At 70.7% G+C, this 18,111-nt stretch carries 18 protein-coding genes; 10 read left to right on the top strand and 8 right to left on the bottom strand.

Going from position 1 to position 18,111, the window contains the following annotated elements:
* The first annotated feature begins 77 nt into the window (after window positions 1–77).
* On the top strand, window positions 78–980 hold the full coding sequence (locus H0B54_RS07090; protein WP_188259776.1) for a methylated-DNA--[protein]-cysteine S-methyltransferase: 903 nt from the start codon (window positions 78–80) through the stop codon (window positions 978–980).
* A gap of 19 nt (window positions 981–999) precedes the next feature.
* Here H0B54_RS07090 and dapB read toward each other — a convergent pair whose 3' ends face one another.
* Entirely contained in the window at window positions 1,000–1,797 is a 798-nt protein-coding gene (dapB, locus tag H0B54_RS07095) for a 4-hydroxy-tetrahydrodipicolinate reductase (protein WP_094301416.1), read from the bottom strand.
* A 71-nt stretch (window positions 1,798–1,868) separates the two neighbouring features.
* Window positions 1,869–2,846 (bottom strand): zinc ABC transporter substrate-binding protein ZnuA, encoded by a 978-nt coding sequence (znuA, locus tag H0B54_RS07100; RefSeq protein WP_188259777.1) that lies wholly within the window; start codon window positions 2,844–2,846, stop codon window positions 1,869–1,871.
* Window positions 2,847–2,935: 89 nt separating this feature from the next.
* Between znuA and znuC the strand changes: the two genes are divergently transcribed.
* Both znuC and znuB read left to right on the top strand, forming a co-directional pair.
* Complete coding sequence (znuC, locus tag H0B54_RS07105; protein WP_211109237.1) at window positions 2,936–3,748, top strand: zinc ABC transporter ATP-binding protein ZnuC; 813 nt, start codon at window positions 2,936–2,938, stop codon at window positions 3,746–3,748.
* On the top strand, window positions 3,741–4,529 hold the full coding sequence (gene znuB, locus H0B54_RS07110) for a zinc ABC transporter permease subunit ZnuB (RefSeq protein ID WP_094301414.1): 789 nt from the start codon (window positions 3,741–3,743) through the stop codon (window positions 4,527–4,529). Before znuC ends, znuB begins: the two co-directional genes overlap by 8 nt.
* A gap of 3 nt (window positions 4,530–4,532) precedes the next feature.
* On the opposite strand, the gene H0B54_RS07115 is transcribed toward znuB, so the two are convergent.
* The gene (locus H0B54_RS07115) at window positions 4,533–5,417 is read right to left on the bottom strand and encodes a LysR family transcriptional regulator ArgP (RefSeq protein WP_188259778.1); all 885 of its coding nucleotides are present in this window, start codon (window positions 5,415–5,417) and stop codon (window positions 4,533–4,535) included.
* 107 nt (window positions 5,418–5,524) lie between these two features.
* Between H0B54_RS07115 and H0B54_RS07120 the strand changes: the two genes are divergently transcribed.
* On the top strand, window positions 5,525–6,124 hold the full coding sequence (locus tag H0B54_RS07120) for a LysE/ArgO family amino acid transporter (protein WP_188259779.1): 600 nt from the start codon (window positions 5,525–5,527) through the stop codon (window positions 6,122–6,124).
* 60 nt (window positions 6,125–6,184) lie between these two features.
* Here the strand turns inward: H0B54_RS07120 and H0B54_RS30175 are convergent, their stop codons facing one another.
* The gene (locus H0B54_RS30175) at window positions 6,185–7,489 is read right to left on the bottom strand and encodes a methyl-accepting chemotaxis protein (protein WP_188259780.1); all 1,305 of its coding nucleotides are present in this window, start codon (window positions 7,487–7,489) and stop codon (window positions 6,185–6,187) included.
* Window positions 7,490–7,837: 348 nt separating this feature from the next.
* Here H0B54_RS30175 and H0B54_RS07130 point away from each other — a divergent pair, with 348 nt between their 5' ends.
* From H0B54_RS07130 to H0B54_RS07155, 6 genes are all read left to right on the top strand, one after another.
* Window positions 7,838–8,608: a (Fe-S)-binding protein gene (locus H0B54_RS07130; RefSeq protein ID WP_188259781.1), complete on the top strand. Its 771-nt coding sequence runs from the start codon at window positions 7,838–7,840 to the stop codon at window positions 8,606–8,608.
* A gap of 4 nt (window positions 8,609–8,612) precedes the next feature.
* Window positions 8,613–10,049, top strand: coding sequence for a LutB/LldF family L-lactate oxidation iron-sulfur protein (locus H0B54_RS07135; protein ID WP_188259782.1), 1,437 nt, complete (start codon window positions 8,613–8,615; stop codon window positions 10,047–10,049).
* Between the two features lie 2 nt (window positions 10,050–10,051).
* On the top strand, window positions 10,052–10,738 hold the full coding sequence (locus H0B54_RS07140) for a LutC/YkgG family protein (RefSeq protein WP_188259783.1): 687 nt from the start codon (window positions 10,052–10,054) through the stop codon (window positions 10,736–10,738).
* Between the two features lie 138 nt (window positions 10,739–10,876).
* Complete coding sequence (locus H0B54_RS07145) at window positions 10,877–11,449, top strand: Smr/MutS family protein (protein WP_188259784.1); 573 nt, start codon at window positions 10,877–10,879, stop codon at window positions 11,447–11,449.
* Between the two features lie 12 nt (window positions 11,450–11,461).
* Window positions 11,462–11,866: a helix-turn-helix domain-containing protein gene (locus tag H0B54_RS07150; RefSeq protein ID WP_188259785.1), complete on the top strand. Its 405-nt coding sequence runs from the start codon at window positions 11,462–11,464 to the stop codon at window positions 11,864–11,866.
* Between the two features lie 166 nt (window positions 11,867–12,032).
* Window positions 12,033–13,574, top strand: a complete 1,542-nt coding sequence (locus H0B54_RS07155) for a PAS domain S-box protein (RefSeq protein WP_188259786.1) — start codon at window positions 12,033–12,035, stop codon at window positions 13,572–13,574.
* A 10-nt stretch (window positions 13,575–13,584) separates the two neighbouring features.
* On the opposite strand, the gene H0B54_RS07160 is transcribed toward H0B54_RS07155, so the two are convergent.
* The 4 genes from H0B54_RS07160 to H0B54_RS07175 all read right to left on the bottom strand — a co-directional run bounded on the left by H0B54_RS07160 (window position 13,585) and on the right by H0B54_RS07175 (window position 17,984).
* Window positions 13,585–14,406 carry a shikimate 5-dehydrogenase gene (locus H0B54_RS07160; protein WP_094301404.1) on the bottom strand — a complete coding sequence of 274 codons (822 nt, stop codon included), beginning with the start codon at window positions 14,404–14,406 and terminating at the stop codon, window positions 13,585–13,587.
* A 28-nt stretch (window positions 14,407–14,434) separates the two neighbouring features.
* Complete coding sequence (gene hslU, locus H0B54_RS07165) at window positions 14,435–15,772, bottom strand: ATP-dependent protease ATPase subunit HslU (RefSeq protein ID WP_188259787.1); 1,338 nt, start codon at window positions 15,770–15,772, stop codon at window positions 14,435–14,437.
* Window positions 15,773–15,794: 22 nt separating this feature from the next.
* Window positions 15,795–16,343 carry an ATP-dependent protease subunit HslV gene (gene hslV / locus H0B54_RS07170; RefSeq protein WP_094301402.1) on the bottom strand — a complete coding sequence of 183 codons (549 nt, stop codon included), beginning with the start codon at window positions 16,341–16,343 and terminating at the stop codon, window positions 15,795–15,797.
* Window positions 16,344–16,427: 84 nt separating this feature from the next.
* Entirely contained in the window at window positions 16,428–17,984 is a 1,557-nt protein-coding gene (locus tag H0B54_RS07175; protein ID WP_188259788.1) for a serine protease, read from the bottom strand.
* Window positions 17,985–18,111 lie beyond the last annotated feature (127 nt).

The raw sequence follows: 18,111 nt of genomic DNA on the forward strand, positions 1-18,111 counted from the left end.
TTGCGCAAGAAACGGGTTGGTCGGCCCGCTCCGGCGGCGCATCCTGCGCCGGTCATGGAGCCTGGGAGAGAACCGCCATGCCGTGCCTGAACCCCGCCGAAGATCCAGTCGACGCGCGGCGCCACCGCGCCATCGCCGCCGCCATCCGCCACCTCGTGGACCACTGGCAGGACCAGCCGGGACTGGACGAGCTGGCCGCGGTCGCCGGCATGAGCCCCTTCCACTTCCAGCGGCTGTTCACCCAATGGGCGGGGATCAGCCCGAAGCGGTTCCTGCAGTTCCTGACGCTGGACAACGCTAAGCGCTTGCTCGCCGCGAACCAGAGCGTGCTGGACGTGGCGCTGGACGTCGGGCTGTCCGGCCCGTCGCGGCTGCACGACCTGTTCGTCGCCTGCGAGGCGATGACGCCGGGCGAGTACAAGGCGCTCGGCGGCGGGCTGACCATCCGCTGGGGCCTGCACCCCACCCCCTTCGGCCCGTCGCTGGTCGCCGCCACCGAGCGCGGCGTCTGCTGGCTGAGCTTCGCCGAGGAAGAGGACGGGAGCGACGCGCTGGCCGAGATGGCTGCCGCCTGGCCCGCCGCCCGTCTGGTCGAGGATGCCGACGCCACCCGCCCGGTCGCCGCCCGCGCCTTCCGCTGGGACGGCGCCCCAAGAAACGGCGGAGCAGGGGGTGAACCGCTGCGTCTGCTGATGAAGGGCACCAATTTCCAGATCAAGGTGTGGGAGGCGCTGCTGCGCATCCCTTCGGGCGCCGTCGTGTCCTACGAGGACGTGGCCCGCGCCATCGGCCAGCCGACCGCCATGCGGGCGGTGGGGGCGGCGGTGGGGCGCAACCCGGTCTGCGTGCTGATCCCCTGCCACCGGGTGATCCAGAAGTCGGGGATCATCCACAACTACCGCTACGGCGTTCCCCGCAAGCGCGCCCTGCTCGCCTGGGAGCAGGGGCACGCCCTGCCGGAGGACGAGGCCGCGGCTTAAGGACCGCGGCCTGAGGGGATCACATCCCCAGCACGTCCTTCATGCTGTAGAGGCCGGGCTGCTTGTCGTTGGCCCACAGCGCCGCGCGGACGGCGCCCTTGGCGTAGATCTGGCGGCCCGACGCCTTGTGGGTCAGCTCGATCCGCTCTCCGTCGGCGGCGAAGACCACCGTGTGGTCGCCGATCACGTCACCGCCGCGCAGCGTGGCGAAGCCGATCTCGCCGCGCGGACGGACGCCGGTGTGGCCGTCGCGGACCTTCTGCCAGACATCCTCCAGCGCCACCCCGCGCCCCGCCGCCGCCGCCCGGCCGAGGCCGAGCGCGGTGCCCGAGGGGGCGTCCACCTTGTTGCGGTGGTGCATCTCCAGGATGTCGATGTCGTAGTCGTCGCCCAGCGCGCGGCCCACCTGCTCGACCAGCGCCAGCAGCAGGTTGACGCCCAGCGACATGTTCGGCGACTGGACGATGGGCGTGTGGGTGGCGGCCTGGGCGATGGCCTCCTGCTGGGCCGGGCCGATGCCGGTCGTGCCGATGACCAGCACCGTTTCCGACTGGGCGGCCAGCGCCGCGTGGCGGACGCTGGCGTCGGGGCTGGTGAAGTCGATCACCGCGTCGGCCTCGGCGAACAGCGCCGCCGCGTCGTCGATGGCGGTGACGCCCAGCGGCTCGAGGCCGGCGAGAACGCCGATGTCCTTGCCGAGCGCCGGGCCGCCCACCCGCTCCGTGCCGCCGGCTAGCGTGCAGCCCGGCGTGGCGGCGATCTCGCGCACCAGCATCTGCCCCATGCGCCCCGCGCACCCGACGACCCCGATCTTCATGCCTGCCTCCCTGGGAGAATTCCGACACGGGTCTAGCACAGCCGGGGGCAAGGCTTAAGCGCCGAGAAGCATCAGGACCCCAGGCAGTCCTTCAGCGACGCGGCGATGCTGCGCATCAGCGCGGGGTAGAGGCCGGGGCCGTCCTTCAGATCCGCCCCTTCGGGGTCGAGCACGCCCTTCTTCGCCGGGGTGCCCTCGACGATGGTGTTGACCAGGGCCGGTTCGAACTGCGGTTCGGCGAAGACGCAGGCGGCACCGAGGCCGCCGATCTTGGCGCGGATCTCCGACAGCCGCTTGGCCGAGGGGCGGCGTTCCGGGTTGACGGTGATGGCGCCGACGCCATTCAGGCCGTACTGCGCCTCGAAATACTGGTAGGCGTCGTGGAAGACGACGAAGGGCTTGCCGGCCACCGGCGCCAGCGCCGCCTTCAGCTCCGCGTCCAGCGCGTCGATGGAGCGGGCGGTGCGCTCGGCGTTGGCGGTGTAGGCGGCGGCGTTGGCCGGGTCCTTGGCCGACAACGCCTCGGCGATCGCCGCGACCATGGCGCGGGCGTTGGCGGGGGAGAGCCAGATGTGGGTGTTCACCTCGTCATGCCCGTGCTCGTCCTTATGGCCGTGCTTGTCGTCATGCTTATGGTCGTGGTCGTGCTTGTGTTCATGCCCATGGTCGTGGGCCTCCCAGGCGCCGCCCTCGCGGGCGTCGAGCAGGGTGACGCCCGGCGCCTCCAGCAGCGCGACAGATGTCGCCTTCTTCGCGTTCGCCGTCACCGGCTTGTCGAGGAAACCCTCCAGTTCCGGCCCGATCCAGAAGACGAGATCGGCGGCGGCCAGCGCCTTCGCGTCCGACGGCTTCATGGCGTAGGTGTGGGGGGACGCGGCGCCACGCACGATCAGCGCCGGCTCCGCCACCCCCTCCATCACCGCGGCGACCAGGGAATGGACCGGCTTGATCGAGGCGACGACCTTCGGCGCCTCGGCCAGCGCCGGAAACGCGGCGCCCAGGGTGGCAACAAGGGCAAGGAGCGGCAGGGGACGCATCGCGGCGCGCATGGGTGGGTTCCTCATCGTCTGACTGGACAGCCGGGTCTTTCCGGCGCATAGCTGTCTTCGTTTCCAGCAATGTCACGTTATAACATAACATGTCAATCCATCACGCGGCCCCCCACGCGGTGCGATCGCCGGTCCTGTCCCTGGCCCCTCCCCTGATCGGCACGAAGGGACTGACGGTGCGGCTGGGCGGGCGGACGATCCTCGACCGCGTGGACCTGGAGGTGCGGCCTGGAGAGATCGTCACGCTGATCGGCCCCAACGGCGCCGGCAAGACGACTCTGGTGCGCGCCGTGCTGGGCCTCGTCCGCGCCTCGTCCGGGGTGGTGGAGCGGCGCCGGAGCCTGCGCATCGGCTACATGCCGCAGCGCCTGACCGTCGACGCGACCCTGCCGCTGACGGTCCGCCGATTCCTGGCGCTGTGGCGTCCGGTGACCGAGGCGCGCATCACCGCGGCGCTGGAGGAGGCCGGCGTCTCCCACCTCGCCGCCAGCCCGGTCCAGACGGTGTCCGGCGGCGAAATGCAGCGGGTGCTGCTGGCCCGCGCCCTGCTCGGCGATCCCGAGCTTCTCGTGCTCGACGAGCCCGACCAGGCGGTGGACGTCCATGGGCAGGCCGAGCTGTTCGGGCGGATCGAGACGCTGCGCCGCACCCGCGGCTGCGGCGTGCTTCTGGTCAGCCACGACCTGCACACGGTGATGGCCCGCACCGACCGCGTGCTCTGCCTGAACGGCCATGTCTGCTGCCAGGGCGCGCCGGAGGACGTGCGGCGCCACCCGGAATACCGCGCCCTGTTCGGGGGTCACGCCGACGCGCTGGCCGTCTATGTCCACCACCACGACCACGCGCACGCCACCGACGGCGCCGTGGTGCCCGGCCATGACGGGGACTGCTGCCATGGATGACTTCGTTCTGCGCGCGCTGGCCGCTGGCTGCGGCATCGCGCTGGTCGCCGGCCCGCTGGGCTCCTTCGTGGTGTGGCGGCGCATGGCCTATTTCGGCGACACGCTGGCCCATTCCGCCCTGCTGGGGGTGGCGCTGGGCTTCCTTCTGGGCGTCAACCCGCTGATCGGCGTGGTCGGGGTCTGCGTCGCGCTGGCGCTGGCGCTGGTTGGGCTGCAGCGGCGCCGGGCGCTGGCCTCGGACACGGTGCTGGGCATCCTGTCGCATTCGTCGCTGTCGCTGGGCCTCGTCGCCATCGCCTTCCTGGAGACGCTGCGCGTCGATCTGGTCGCCTATCTGTTCGGCGACATCCTGAGCGTCACCACGGCCGATCTGGCCTGGATCTACGCGGGCGGCGCCGCGGCGCTGGGCGGGCTGCTGCTGCTGTGGCGCCGGCTGCTGGCGGTGACGGTGGACGAGGATCTGGCGCGGGTGGAGGGCATGCCGGTCGAGGCGCTGCGGCTGGCCTTCATGTTGCTGATCGCGCTGGTGATCGCGGCGGCGATGAAGATCGTCGGCATCCTGCTGATCACCTCGCTCCTCATCATCCCGGCGGCCGCCGCCCGCCGCTTCTCCCGCACGCCGGAGGCGATGGCCGCCCTGGCCTCGGTCTTCGGGATCGCCGCGGTGCTGGGCGGCCTGCTCTCCTCGCTGAACTGGGACCTGCCGGGCGGGCCGAGCATCGTGGTCGCCGCCGCCGCCCTCTTCCTGGCGAGCATGATGGTGCCGGTGGCGAACCGGTAAGCGTCAGACTTGCGTCAAGCGGGCGCGCGCTGTCGTCAACACCGAGCGCGTGATGTCGGCCAGGGTGCGGCTGGCGATGCGGCTGCGCTGCCAGAACAGCGGCACGTCGAGCGGCTGGTCCGGCACCAGCGCCACCAGCCGCCCGTCGCGCAAAGCGCCGGCGACCAGCGGCTCCGGATTCATGCCCCAGCCGAGCCCGGCCAGCGCCGCGTCCACGAAGGCGTGGGTGGAGGGCATCCAGTGAGTCGGCGAGGCGATCTCCACCCCGAAGGCCTGCCGGGTCCACTGCGTCTGAAGCCGGTCCTTGCTGTTGTAGGTGAGGCGCGGCGCGCGGGCCAGCGACGCCGCCTCCACCCCATCCGGAAAATGCCGCCGCAGGAAGTCCGGGCTGGCCGTCGCCACGTAGCGCAAGGCACCCAGCGGGGTGCTGTCGCAGCCTTGCACCGGCTGGGCGCCGGACGTCACCGCCGCCAGCACCTCCCCCCGGCGCAGCCAGTCCGCGCTGTGCTCCTGGTCGTCGAGGACGAGGTCGAACAGCACGTCCGGCGTCCCGGCCATCGCCGCGACGAACCATGTGGCGAGGCTGTCGGCGTTGACCGCCATGCGCACCGTCACCGCCGGCCCATCCTGCGGCACGCCGGGAAGCCCGTCCCGCAGCTCGCTCTCCAGCAGGGCCACCCGCTCCGCGTGCTGGCTCAGCCGCAGGCCGGCGGGGGTGCCGGTGCAGGGCGATCCGCGCACCACCAGGATCGTCCCCATCCGCTCCTCCAGCAGCTTCACCCGCTGCGACACGGCGGAGGGGGTGACGTGGAGCTGCGCCGCCGCCCGCTCGAAACTGCCGGTGCGGACGACCGCGGCCAGCGCAGCGAGCAGGGCGTAGTCCAGCATGGATTAGCGTTCCTTAATCAGCATAAGGGACTTTAGTTATTCTAATCCGGGCGGCGATGGTAGGGGAACGGCCTCCGCCAACGATGTCGCCACCCTGTGAGGCCGCCATGCTCTCCGCCTTCCTTCCCGGCCTTCTGCTGGGTCTCAGCCTGATCGTCGCCATCGGCGCGCAGAACGCCTTCGTGCTGCGCCAGGGCCTGCGCGGGGAGCATGTGCTGGCCGTCTGCGCGACCTGCGCGGTGTCGGACGCCCTGCTGATCCTGGCCGGAGTCGGCGGCTTCGCCCAGGCCGCCCAATGGCTGCCCTGGCTGGAGACGGCGACCCGCTACGCCGGGGCGGCCTTCCTGCTGGTCTACGGGCTGCGCAGCTTCCGCTCGGCTTGGCGGGCGGGCGGCGCGCTGGACCCGGCGGCGGCGGTCCCGGCGGGCCTCGGCGCGACGCTGGCGACCTGCCTGGCGCTGACCTGGCTGAACCCGCACGTCTATCTGGACACGGTGGTGCTGGTCGGGTCGGTGTCCACCCAGTTCGCCGAGGGCAAGCACGCCTTCGCGCTGGGGGCGATGACCGCGTCCCTTCTGTTCTTCTTCGCGCTGGGCTACGGCGCGCGCCTGCTGCGGCCCGTCTTCGCCCGGCCCGGCGCGTGGCGGGCGCTCGACACCGGCATCGGCGTCGTCATGTGCACGATCGCGGTGACTCTGGTGGCCTGAGCCGAAGCATCGTTCCCAAGGGGCCGGCGCAGGGACCCCCTTCCCCGCGCCGGATGTCCATCAGGACGCCTTCAGCGCCTGCAGGAAGGTCTCGACCTGATGTTTCAGGCTGTCGGACTGACCGGACAGGTCGGACGAGGAGCGGATGACGAGGGTGGAGGCCTGCGCCGTCTCGTTCGCCGCCACGCTGACCGCCTCGATGCTGCGGGCGATCTCGTCGGTGCCGCGGGCGGCCTGGGCGACGTTGTTGGAAATCTCCTGCGTCGCCGCCGCCTGCTCCTGCACGGCCGAGGCGATGGTGGTGGAGATCTCGTTGATCGACCGGATCGTCTCGCCGATGCCCTGGATGGCGCCGATCGTCTGGTTGGTCGCCGCCTGGATGCCGGCGATCTGGGCGGAGATGTCCTCGGTCGCCTTGGCGGTCTGGTTGGCGAGGCTCTTGACCTCGCTCGCCACCACGGCGAAGCCCTTGCCGGCCTCTCCGGCCCGCGCCGCCTCGATGGTGGCGTTGAGCGCCAGCAGGTTCGTCTGGCCGGCGATGCCCTGGATCAGCTTCACCACGTCGCCGATGAGCTGCGCCGACTGGGCGAGGCTGTCGGCGGTGCCGCCGATCTGCTCGGTGCGCGACACCGCCTCGCGGGCGATGGCGACCGACCGCTCGACCTGCTGGCCGATTTCCCCGATGGAGGCGGAGAGCTGCTCCGCCGCCGCGGCCACCGCCTGGACGTTGGACGCCGCCTGGGCGGTGGCGCTGGCCGCCTCCGCGCTCTGGCGGGTCGACCGTTCCGACAGCGCGCCGAGCTGGCGCGACACGCCCTGCATCTCGGTCGAGCTGCCGGACACCGCCTGCACCACGCTCTTGACCTTGGCGTCGAAGTCGGCGGCGAGGGAGCCGGCGCGCTGGCGCATCTCCTCTTCCTCCTGGACGTCGATCAGCGAGCCGCAGGCGCGCAGTGCCACGCCCGCCGCGTTGCGCCGGCAGCCGCCGATGGCGCGGAACCAGCGGTAGGAGCCGTCGCGCATCTTCACGCGGTAGCGCACGTTGAAGGGCGTGCGGCCGCTGGCGTCGCCCAGGAAGGCGCCGAAGGCGGCGAAGGTCGGTCCGCTGTCGTCCGGGTGCAGGCGGTCCGACCAGGAGGTCATCAGGTTCGGGAAGTCCTGCTCCCCCTCGAAGCCGAGCAGGCGGCGGAACTGCCCGGACCAGGTCCAGCGGCTCTGCGGATGCGCCGGGTCGCCGTTGTGGAACACCGCATCCCACAGGCCGACGCCGGCGTGGTTGCCATAGAGGTCGAGCGCTTCGGTCAGCTCGGCCAGTTCAGCGCCGCGCCCGTTGCCGCCAGCGGACCCACCCCGGAAAAAACTCATCAGACTCATCGCCTTGCCCCCTCCCCCTCGCACGATAACTGGTACAACCATTAGCAGAGCCCCATGACCGCCACCATCGGACGGCCTGTTCTCCTATACGGAAAATAAGTGAATTTAGATTTCATTTTGGTAAAAACTTTTCCCATGTTCTCCAAAATAGAAAGCATGTTTGTCGTATTGTTTGCTTCAATTTCTATTTGATTTGCTTTTCTTCTTGGCTGCACAACCCTCGGCTGTTTCGCGGCGTGGCGCGACCGGACACCGCCGGTCCGGCCCGTTGCCATCCCCAACAGGACGACCTACAGTCGCCAGCGTGAGGGGATCAGCACACAAGAAGAACAGGACACCATGGCCGACACCCGCCCCGCCCCCAAAGTGGGGCTGTTCGTCACCTGCCTCGTCGATGTCTACCGTCCGACGGTCGGCTTCGCCGCGGTGAAGCTGCTGGAGGACGCCGGCTGCACGGTCGAGGTGCCGGCCTCCCAGACCTGCTGCGGCCAGCCCGCCTTCAACGCCGGCGACCGGGCCACCGCGCGGGATCTCGCCCGCAGCACCATCGCCGCCTTCGAGGGGTTCGATCACGTGGTCGTCCCCTCCGGCTCCTGCGCCGGGCAGATCCGCAAGCATTACCCGGAGCTTCTGGCCGACGACCCGGCCTGGGCGGCGCGCGCCCGGCACCTGTCGGCGCGCACGCACGAGCTGGTGTCCTTCCTGACCGACGTGCTGGGGGTGACGGACACCGGCGCGCGCTACGACGGCACGATCACCTACCACGACAGCTGCTCCGGCCTGCGCGAGCTGGGCATCAAGGAGCAGCCGCGCCGCCTGCTGGCCAAGGTCGAGGGGCTGACGCTGAACGAGCTTCCGGGGGCGGAGGTCTGCTGCGGCTTCGGCGGCACCTTCTGCGTCAAGTACCCCGACATCTCCAACCGCATGGTCGAGGCCAAGACCGCGGACATCAAGGAGACGAAGGCCGACACGCTGCTGGCCGGCGACATGGGCTGCCTGCTGAACATGGCGGGCAAGCTGAAGCGCGAGGGCTCCGCCATCCGCGTGCGCCATGTCGCGGAGGTGCTGGCCGGCGTCACCGACACCCCTCCCATCGGTGAGAAGGCATAAATCCATGCAGCCGACCACCCACGCCTTCCCCGAGAACGCCCGCAAGGCGCTGAGCGACGAACGGCTTCAGAAGGTCCTGGCCATCGCGCCCGCCGGTTTCGTCAACCGCCGCAAACAGGCCGCCGACCGGCTGCCGGAGTTCGAGGCGCTCCGTGACCAAGGCCGCGACCTGAAGAACCACGTGCTGGCCAACCTCGACACCTATCTGGAGGCTTTCGAGAGCAAGGTCACCGAGCAGGGCGGCCATGTGCACTGGTGCCGCACCGACCAGGAGGCGCGCGACGCCATCCTGGGCATCTGCCGCAAGGTCGGGGCGAAGACCGTCACCAAGGGCAAGTCGATGATCTCCGAGGAAATCGGGATCAACGACTACCTGGAATCCAACGGCCTGACCCCCATCGAGACGGACCTCGGCGAATACATCATCCAGCTCCGCCGCGAGCCGCCCAGCCACATCATCGCCCCGGCCTTCCACCTGTCCAAGGCGGACGTGGAGGGCACCTTCCGCCAGGCCCACACCGACCTGCCGGCGGACCGCGTGCTGGACGAGCCCAAGGTGCTGATCGCCGAGGCGCGGCAGGTGCTGCGCCGCAAGTTCCAGCAGGCCGACGTCGGCATCACCGGAGCCAACATCATGGTGGCGGAGACGGGCTCGACCGTCATCGTCACCAACGAGGGCAACGGCGACCTGACGCAGACCCTGCCGCGCGTCCATGTGGTGATCGCCACGATCGACAAGGTGGTGCCGACGCTGGAGGACGCGGCGCTTGTGCTGCGCCTGCTGGCGCGCTCCGCCACCGGGCAGGAGGCGTCGGCCTACACCACCTTCTCCACCGGGCCGCGCCGCCCCGGCGACCTCGACGGGCCGGAGGAGTTCCACGTCGTTCTGCTCGACAACGGGCGGTCGGCGCTTCTGGGCACCGAGTTCCAGGACGTGCTGCGCTGCATCCGCTGCGGCGCCTGCATGAACCATTGCCCGGTCTACGGCTCGGTCGGCGGCCACGCCTACGGCTGGGTCTATCCGGGGCCGATCGGGTCGGTGATGCAGCCGGCCCTGCTCGGCGTGAAGGAGGCCGGGCATCTGCCCAACGCCTCCACCTTCTGCGGGCGGTGCGAGGCGGTCTGCCCGATGCGCATCCCCCTGCCCAAGATGATGCGCCACTGGCGGGAGAAGGAGTTCGAGCAGAATCTCCAGCCCGCCGCGATGCGCCGGGGGCTGGCCCTCTGGGGCTGGTTCGCGCGGCGCCCGGCGCTGTACCACGCCGCCACCCGCATGGCGGTGCGGGCGCTGGGGGCGCTGGGCCGCGGCAAGGGACGTTTCGCCAGCCTGCCGCTGGCCCAGGGCTGGACGCAGCACCGTGACATGCCGGCGCCGGAGGGCAAGACCTTCCAGCAGATGTGGGCCGAGAAGAAGCTGGCCGAAAAGAAGGGAAAGCGCTGACCATGGCCGACACCGGCTCCGCCCGCGCCCAGATCCTGGGCGGCATCCGCAAGGCGCTGAACTCCGCCGAGGGGTCCGAGGAGGCGCGCCGGAGGCTCGCCACCCACCCGCGCAACCTGATCCCGGCCCGCGCCCAGCTTCCCCACGACCGGCAGGTCGAGCTGTTCGCCGCCATGGCGACGGAGGTCTCCGCGACGGTGGAGCTGCTGGGCGGGATGGCCGAGGTGCCGGCGGCTGTGGCCGACTATCTGGCCGGGCTGAACCTGCCCGCCGAGGTCCGCGTCGCCCCGGACGCCGCGCTGGACCCCATCCCCTGGGACCAGCGCCCCACCCTGACCGTGACCAAGGGGCGCGCCCGCGACAGCGACGGCGCGTCGCTGACCGGCGCCTTCGCCGGGGTGGCGGAAACCGGCACGCTGATGCTGTTGTCCGGAGCCGAGCGGCCGACCACGCTGAACTTCCTGCCCGACACCCACATCGTCGTGCTGAAGCGCGGCCAGATCGTCGGCACCATGGAGGATGCCTGGGACCGCCTGCGCGCCGCCGGGGGGGCGGATGGCGGGAGGGGAGCCCTGCCCCGCACCGTCAACTTCATCACCGGGCCGTCGCGGACCGGCGACATCGAGATGCGGATCGAGCTGGGCGCCCACGGGCCGCGGCGCCTTCACATTCTGCTGGTGGAGGATTGACACGGCTGAGCGTTCAAGGGTTTATCGCTGAGTAACCCGCGCCGGAACCCGTGTTTAGCCGTGCCCCTGCATAACCGTGCTTGACCCGACCCGCCCTTCGACCCGCGCGCCCGGACGGGCCGCGCCGAGGTCCCTGTCATGAGCCGCCGCCGCTCGGTCTCCACCGAGGAACGGCGGCTGTGGCGGATCGCCATGCGCGATGCGGAACCGATGCCGGGCCGGACCATTGAAGACCCCGATCCCCCTGCCGTCCCCGCGGGCGAGCCGGAACCGGTCGCCACCACCGCCTCCCCTCCCCCCACCCTGCCGCCGCGCGGCGGCGTGCCGAAGGGCGGGCGCCCGTCGCAGCCGCCGCTGAAGGTCGGCAACCTCGACAACATCGACCGCCGCACCGCCGACCGTTTCTCGCGCGGCGAGATGGAGATCGACGGGCGCATCGACCTGCACGGGATGAGTCAGGCCCAGGCCCACGGCGCCCTGTCCGGCTTCGTCCACCGCGCCTGGCACGAGGGGCGGCGCTGCGTGCTGGTCATCACCGGAAAGGGCACTTATACCGGCGGGGCCGGCGTGCTGCGCCAGTCGGTGCCGCGCTGGCTGGCCGACGCCTCCCTGCGCCCGATGGTTCTGGCGGTGCGCCCGGCGCAGCCCCGGCACGGCGGCGAGGGGGCGCTGTACGTCCTCGTCAAGCGGCGGCGCGACCATCACCGATAGGATGGGGCCGCGATGACACCCTTCGGCGAACGGGTCCGCGCCCTGCGCGAGGGCAAGAGCGTGACGCTCAAGCAGATGGCCGCGGACCTGCACATCTCCTCGGCCTATCTGTCGGCGCTGGAGCATGGCAAGCGCGGCCAGCCCTCCGCCCAGCTCGTCCGGCAGATCTGCGCCTATTTCGGCATCATCTGGGACGAGGCGGAGGAGCTGGAGCGGCTGGCCGACCTGTCGCACCCGCGCGTGACGGTGGACACCGCCGGACTCACCCCCAAGGCGACCAAGCTGGCGAACCGGCTGGCCGAACGCATCCACGACCTGGACGATGGAACGCTGGACCGGCTGCTCCTTCTGCTGGACGAGGCGCCGGCCCGTGGCGGCGCGGCGGTGCGGCGGCGGGCGGTTCCACGGCGGCGGTAGAACGGTCGGCGGGAGCGTCGCAACGCCCCGATTTGCCTTGTGGGTTAATCAGTCGCACCTTCGGCATCGGCGACCGGACGTTTCGCGTTCGCTTTCGCCGCACCGAATCCCTTACCATCCGGCCCGGGTTGCCCCGAAGCCAGGCTTGACCAGACGGGATTATCGTATGACCGCCGAGGTCGGGTCCGTGATGCCGCAGGATGGCGTGACGGACGCCCTGTTCCGCACCATCTTCGACAGCGCGTCGGTCGGCATGGTCGTGGCCGCGCCGGACGGGCGGATCCTGGCCGTGAACCCCGCCTTCGCCAGCAGCCTCGGTTACCGGCCGGAAGACATCGCCGGACGGCATCTGGCCGACATCACCCACCCGGAGGACTGGGCCTGGGAAAGCCTGCGCTTCGGCCGGGTGGTGCGGGGCGAAGCGGCGCCGGGCCCTTTCGAGAAGCGGTTCCTGCGCGCCGACGGCGGGGCGATGTGCGCCGCCGTGCGACCGTCCTGCCTGCACGGCCCCGACGGGCGGGTGCGGGCGCTGGCGGCGGTCATGGAGGACGTGACGACCGTCCGCGCCGCCGACGAGGAACTCCAGCGCAGCGAGGCGCGCAACCGCGCCATCGTGGAACAGGCGGTCGAAACCATTCTGACCGTGGACTCCCGCGGCGTCATCCTGGCCGCCAACCAGGCCGCGGAACAGCTTCTCGGCTACGATCCGGATGAGCTGACCGGCCAGCACATCACGATCCTGATGCCGCCGGAGGAAGCCGCGAAGCACGCCGGCTACATGCGCCGTTATAACGAGACGGGGGTGCGGCAGGTCATCGGCGTCGGGCGGGAAGTGACCGCCCTCAGGCGGGACGGCACCGCCATGGTCGTCTGGCTGTCCCTGTCGGAGATCGACCTGCCGGGCTTCCACGTCTTCGTCGCGATGCTGCGCGACCTCAGCGCCTTCAAGGCCGCCGAGCGGGCGCTGATCGAGGCCAAGGAGGCGGCGGAGCTGGCCAACCGCGCCAAGACCGCCTTCCTCGCGAACATGAGCCACGAGCTGCGCACGCCGCTGAACGGCATTCTGGGCTTCGCCGACGTGATCCACCAGCAGATGCTGGGGTCCCTGGAAAACCCCATGTACGTCAACTTCGCGGCGGAGATCAAACGGTCGGGCGAGCTGCTGCTGGCCAACATCAACGACCTGCTGGAGATGGCCACCATCGAGGCCGGTCAGGTCGATCTGGAGGAGGCGCTCTGCGACTTCCGCGACGTGGTGGTGTCCTGCGTCCGTCTGGTCGCCAAGCGGGCGGAGCGCGGCAAGCTCCATGTCGAGGCCGACATCGCCAGCGAACTGCCGCCCCTGCTCGCCGATCCGCGGGCGCTGAAGCAGGTGCTGCTGCACCTTTTGTCCAACGCCATCAAGTTCACGCCGGAAGGTGGGCGCATCGGCGTGTCGGCCCGCGTGGATTCCACGGGCGCCCTGGTGGCGGAGGTGTTCGACAGCGGCGTCGGCATCCCGGACGACCGTCTGGAAACCGTCTTCCAGCCCTTCTTCCAGGGCGATTCCTCCCTGGCCCGCCGGTTCGAGGGCATCGGGCTGGGCCTGTCCATCGCCAAGTCGCTGGTGGAACGGCACGGCGGCCGGCTGGAGATCCGTTCGCTGGAGGGGATCGGCACGTCGGTGGTCATCCACCTGCCGAAGGACCGCTTCCTGACGGACTGGTGAGCGGGCGCGCCTATCCCGCCCGCGAATAGGCGGCGGCCGCCGCGACCTGCGCGTCGCTCGGACGCACCCCGGTGTAGAGCACGAACTGCTCGAGCGCCTGCAACGCGATGACCTCCGCCCCGGTGATGACCGGCTTGCCGGCGGCGCGCGCGGCGCGGATCAGCGGCGTTTCCGCGGGCATCGCCACCACGTCGAACACCCAGGCGGCGGACCCGATCAGCGCCGGGTCGAAGGCCAGCGCCTCCGCGTCGGGGCCGTTGGCCATGCCGAGCGGCGTCACGTTGACCAGCAGGCCCGGGGTGAGGCCGGTGGTGTCGGCTTGCCAGCGCACGCCATACTCGTCGGCCAGCCGGCGCCCCGTCACGTCGTTGCGGGCGACCACCGTGCCGTCGGCAAAGCCGGCGTCGCGCAGCGCGCACAGCACCGCCCGCGCCATGCCGCCGCTGCCCCGCAGCGCGAAGGTCAGGTCCCGCGGCACGGCGTGGCTGTCGACCAGGGAACGCACCGCCCGGTAGTCGGTGTTGTGGCCGGTCAGCCGCCCGCCGTCGTTGACGAGGGTGTTGACCGATTGCAGCCCCGCCGCCGACGGGTCCAGCGCGTCGAGGAAGGGGATGCAGGCCTCCTTGAAGGGCATGGACACGCCGCAGCCGCGGATGCCCAGCGCCCGGATGCCGGCGATGGCACCGGGCAGGTCGTCGGTCGTGAAGGCCTTGTAGAGAAAGTTCAGGCCGAGCGCTTCGTACAGGTGGTTGTGAAAGCGCGTCCCGATGTTGCTGGGCCGCCCCGACAAGGAGATGCAGAGGCGCGTGTCCTTGTCGACGGCGTGAGGCATGGTGGCCCGCTTCCTTACAGAATGATCCTTAGAGGATGAACTTGGACAGGTCGGCGTTCTTGGCGAGGCCGCCCACCTGGGCGCGGACGGTCTCCGCGTCGATGGTGACGGTCTGGCCGGCCTTGTCGCTGGCGGTGAAGCTGATGTCCTCCAGCAGCCGTTCCAGGACGGTGTGCAGGCGCCGCGCCCCGATGTTCTCCACCGTCGCGTTGATCTCGGTGGCGAGGCGGGCCAGTTCGTCGATGGAGTCGTCGGTGAAGACGAGATCGACCTCCTCGGTCTTCAGCAGCGCCTTGTACTGCTTGATCAGGCTGGCTTCCGGCTCGGTCAGGATGCGGCGGAAATCCTCCTGCTCCAGCGCCTTCAGCTCGACGCGGATCGGCAGGCGGCCCTGCAGCTCCGGCAGCAGGTCCGACGGCTTGGACAGGTGGAAGGCGCCCGACGCGATGAACAGGATGTGGTCGGTCTTCACCGCGCCATGCTTGGTGCTGACGGTCGTGCCCTCGATCAGCGGCAGCAGGTCGCGCTGCACGCCCTCGCGGCTGACGTCGGCGCCGCCCTTGTAGTCGGAACGGGCGGAGATCTTGTCGATCTCGTCAAGGAAGACGATGCCGTTCTGCTCCACGGCCTGGATCGCTTCCGAAACGACCTTTTCCTGGTCGAGCAGCTTGTCCGACTCTTCCGCCATCAGAACGGTGTAGCTCTCGGCGACGGTCATGCGCCGGGACTTGGTGCGCCCGCCCAGCGCCTTGCCGAAGATGTCGTTCAGGTTGAGCATGCCCATCTGGGCGCCCGGCATGCCGGGGATGTCGAAGGTCGGCAAGCCGCCGGCGGTGTCGGCCACCTGGATCTCGATCTCGCGGTCGTTCAGCGTGCCCTCGCGCAGCATCTTGCGGAACTTCTGCCGCGTCTCCGGGCTGGCGTTCTCGCCGCACAGCGCGTCCACCACGCGCTCCTCCGCGCGCAGCTCCGCCTTGGCGGCGACCTCCTTGCGCAGCCGCTCCTTGGTCAGGCCGATGGCGGCCTCCACCAGATCGCGGACGATCTGCTCGACGTCGCGGCCGACATAGCCAACCTCGGTGAACTTGGTCGCCTCGACCTTCAGGAAGGGCGCCTGGGCCAGCTTCGCCAGGCGGCGGGCGATTTCCGTCTTGCCGACGCCGGTCGGGCCGATCATCAGGATGTTCTTGGGCAGAACCTCCTCGCGCAGCCCCTCGGGGAGCTGCTGGCGACGCCAGCGGTTGCGCAGCGCGATGGCGACCGCGCGCTTGGCCTCGTGCTGGCCGACGATGTAGCGGTCGAGTTCGGAGACGATCTCGCGCGGGCTGAAGGCGGCGGTGGCGGCGGCGATGCTGGGGGCGGACATGGCGTGGGACCCGGTCTGAGGGTTAGAGCTTTTCGAGCGTGACGTTCTCGTTGGTGTAGACGCAGATGCCGGCGGCGATCTTCATCGCCTTGCGGGCCACGGCCTCCGCGTCCAGACCATCGATGTCGACCAGCGCGCGCGCCGCCGACAGGGCGTAGGCGCCGCCGGAGCCGATGCCGATCAGCCCGTCCTCCGGTTCCAGCACGTCGCCGTTGCCGGTCAGGATCAGGCTGACGTTGCGGTCGGCCACGGCCATCATGGCCTCCAGCCGGCGCAGGTAGCGGTCGGTGCGCCAGTCCTTGGCCATCTCGACGCAGGCGCGCAGCAGCTGGCCGGGGTGCTTCTCCAGCTTGGTCTCCAGCCGCTCGAACAGGGTCAGCGCGTCGGCGGTGGCGCCGGCGAAGCCGCCCATCACCGTGCCGCCGGCGAGCCAGCGCACCTTGCGGGCGTTCGATTTCATGACCGTCTGGCCGACGGACACCTGGCCGTCGCCGGCAATGACCACCTGCCCGTTCTTGCGGACCGAGAGGATGGTGGTGCCGTGCCACTGGATGGGATCGTGGGAAGTCATCGGGACCGTGGTCTAAGGAAGAAGCGCCCGTGCCCGAACGGTCCGGCGTAACGCCGGCCGACATAGGCACATCGGAACACGGGTCTATGTGGGGGGACGGCGGGTCCCGTCAAGTCTGCCGTCACGGGGCGGTATCCCACGGGACGGAATTGGCCGGGGAGCGAGCTGCGTGACCTCCACCCCCAGGCGGGCCAGCGCTTCCATCACCGGGACGAAGGCGGACAGGCCATGCGCGGCACCCGGCAGCGGACCGGAACGGGCGACGCCCAGCAGGTTGCCCGCCTCGTCCACCAGCGGATCGCCCGGCGCCGGGTCCGGCCCGGTCAGGTCGGCCTGGAGCAGCGTGGCCTCCTCCCCCGGCGCGGCGTCCGGATCGGCGCGCCGGGCCGCCAGGAGCCCAGCCGCCGCGTCGTCGCCGCGGTTCAGCACCGCCATCACCGGCTCGCTGACCGCCGGAGCGTCCAGACGCAGCGGGGCCGCGCGCAGCCGGGCCGGCACGCGGACCAGGGCGATTCCGCCGGACCGGTCCCGCGCCATCACCGTGCCGTCCAGCGACACCGCGCGGGACGGCGCCACGGTGACGGTCACGTCCAGCCCGGCGTCGAGCGTCAGCAGAAGCGACTGGCCGTCCAGTTCCCCCAGCACGATCCCCCGGCCCTTGCGCTCTTCCGGTCCGACGCGAACCGTGGCGGCGGACACGCGGGCGGCGGGATCGTCGGCGTATCCTTGGAGCGGGTCGGCGATGCGCAGAATCAGGGTCGGGAGACGCGTTTCCTCCAGGAAAGGAGCCGGCCCGCTGGAGGCGCCGCCGGGATCGACCGTCGCGGTTGACACCACAGCCGGTCCGGTTGACACCGGCGGAGCGGCACTTGACACTCCCGCCACCCCACTTGACACTACCGGGGCCGCACTTGACGCTCCTGAGGGTCCGGTTGACACTCCCCCCCGGCCACTTGACACTATGGCGGGGCCACTTGACGCTATCGCCCCGCCCCGCGACACCGCGGCGCGGAAGCCGGGGTCGGCGCCCAGCGCCTCCACCGCCGTTGCGAAGGCCTCCTCGATCAGCAGAACGTCGCCCTGCGGCACGCCGCTGTCCTTGCGGGCCACCCCCGTGGTGGTGACGCGGTGGACGAGCCGCCCCGTCACGGCGTCGTAGACCGCCCAGTCCACCCGCAGGCTGCCGATGCCGGACACCCCCTCGCTGCCCCCCGTCAGCCAGCTCCGGCGGCGGCACAGATCGCTGTTCACCGCGCGCAGGTCGCCGCGCAGGATGTAGCGGGCGCGCTTGCGGTCGAACTCCGCCTCGTAGTCGCTGCCCTGGACGCCCGCCACGTCGTAGCCGGCGTCGGCCAGAACCTCGGCGAAGCGTTCCTGGAAGGTGGAATTCTCGTGCAGGCTGCGCCCGCTGGTCCAATAGACGTCCTCATAGGGCGGCCAGCACTCCAGCGCCCAGACATAGCGCCCCGTCACCATGCCCCGCCGCATGGAGCCGAGCGACAGGCCGTCGAAGCGAACCGGCTCCGTCGAACCGCGGGCGACGGGCGGTGCCTTGCGGGTCTGCGGCAGTTCCCCGCCCATGCAGGCGGCCAGCCCCAGCAGGGCGGCGAGGGACAGGAAAAGGAGTCCGGGCGTCGGCATGTCCGGTGGCATATCCCATTATGCGCGTTGAGCGTGCACAAAATCATGAACACACACGCATTATGCGGCATCTCCACCGACGGTCATAGGCGTTTTCGGAGGCTGCGCCTCTGGCGCGCCCGCGCGC

This window comes from Azospirillum tabaci, from assembly GCF_014596085.1.
Classification (GTDB): Bacteria; Pseudomonadota; Alphaproteobacteria; order Azospirillales; family Azospirillaceae; genus Azospirillum; species Azospirillum tabaci.

Excerpts from the sequence above, each read along its gene's own strand:
- hslV (WP_094301402.1), bottom strand. The coding sequence starts at position 16,343 with ATGACTTCCCACGATCCCATCCAGTGGCACGGCACCACCATCCTCTCG.
- H0B54_RS07090 (WP_188259776.1), top strand. The coding sequence starts at position 78 with ATGCCGTGCCTGAACCCCGCCGAAGATCCAGTCGACGCGCGGCGCCAC.
- H0B54_RS07155 (WP_188259786.1), top strand. The coding sequence starts at position 12,033 with ATGACCGCCGAGGTCGGGTCCGTGATGCCGCAGGATGGCGTGACGGAC.
- H0B54_RS07120 (WP_188259779.1), top strand. The coding sequence starts at position 5,525 with ATGCTCTCCGCCTTCCTTCCCGGCCTTCTGCTGGGTCTCAGCCTGATC.
- znuA (WP_188259777.1), bottom strand. The coding sequence starts at position 2,846 with ATGCGCGCCGCGATGCGTCCCCTGCCGCTCCTTGCCCTTGTTGCCACC.
- H0B54_RS07130 (WP_188259781.1), top strand. The coding sequence starts at position 7,838 with ATGGCCGACACCCGCCCCGCCCCCAAAGTGGGGCTGTTCGTCACCTGC.
- H0B54_RS07135 (WP_188259782.1), top strand. The coding sequence starts at position 8,613 with ATGCAGCCGACCACCCACGCCTTCCCCGAGAACGCCCGCAAGGCGCTG.
- znuB (WP_094301414.1), top strand. The coding sequence starts at position 3,741 with ATGGATGACTTCGTTCTGCGCGCGCTGGCCGCTGGCTGCGGCATCGCG.
- H0B54_RS30175 (WP_188259780.1), bottom strand. The coding sequence starts at position 7,489 with ATGAGTTTTTTCCGGGGTGGGTCCGCTGGCGGCAACGGGCGCGGCGCT.
- znuC (WP_211109237.1), top strand. The coding sequence starts at position 2,936 with ATGTCAATCCATCACGCGGCCCCCCACGCGGTGCGATCGCCGGTCCTG.
- H0B54_RS07140 (WP_188259783.1), top strand. The coding sequence starts at position 10,052 with ATGGCCGACACCGGCTCCGCCCGCGCCCAGATCCTGGGCGGCATCCGC.
- dapB (WP_094301416.1), bottom strand. The coding sequence starts at position 1,797 with ATGAAGATCGGGGTCGTCGGGTGCGCGGGGCGCATGGGGCAGATGCTG.
- H0B54_RS07115 (WP_188259778.1), bottom strand. The coding sequence starts at position 5,417 with ATGCTGGACTACGCCCTGCTCGCTGCGCTGGCCGCGGTCGTCCGCACC.
- hslU (WP_188259787.1), bottom strand. The coding sequence starts at position 15,772 with ATGTCCGCCCCCAGCATCGCCGCCGCCACCGCCGCCTTCAGCCCGCGC.
- H0B54_RS07145 (WP_188259784.1), top strand. The coding sequence starts at position 10,877 with ATGAGCCGCCGCCGCTCGGTCTCCACCGAGGAACGGCGGCTGTGGCGG.
- H0B54_RS07175 (WP_188259788.1), bottom strand. The coding sequence starts at position 17,984 with ATGCCGACGCCCGGACTCCTTTTCCTGTCCCTCGCCGCCCTGCTGGGG.
- H0B54_RS07150 (WP_188259785.1), top strand. The coding sequence starts at position 11,462 with ATGACACCCTTCGGCGAACGGGTCCGCGCCCTGCGCGAGGGCAAGAGC.
- H0B54_RS07160 (WP_094301404.1), bottom strand. The coding sequence starts at position 14,406 with ATGCCTCACGCCGTCGACAAGGACACGCGCCTCTGCATCTCCTTGTCG.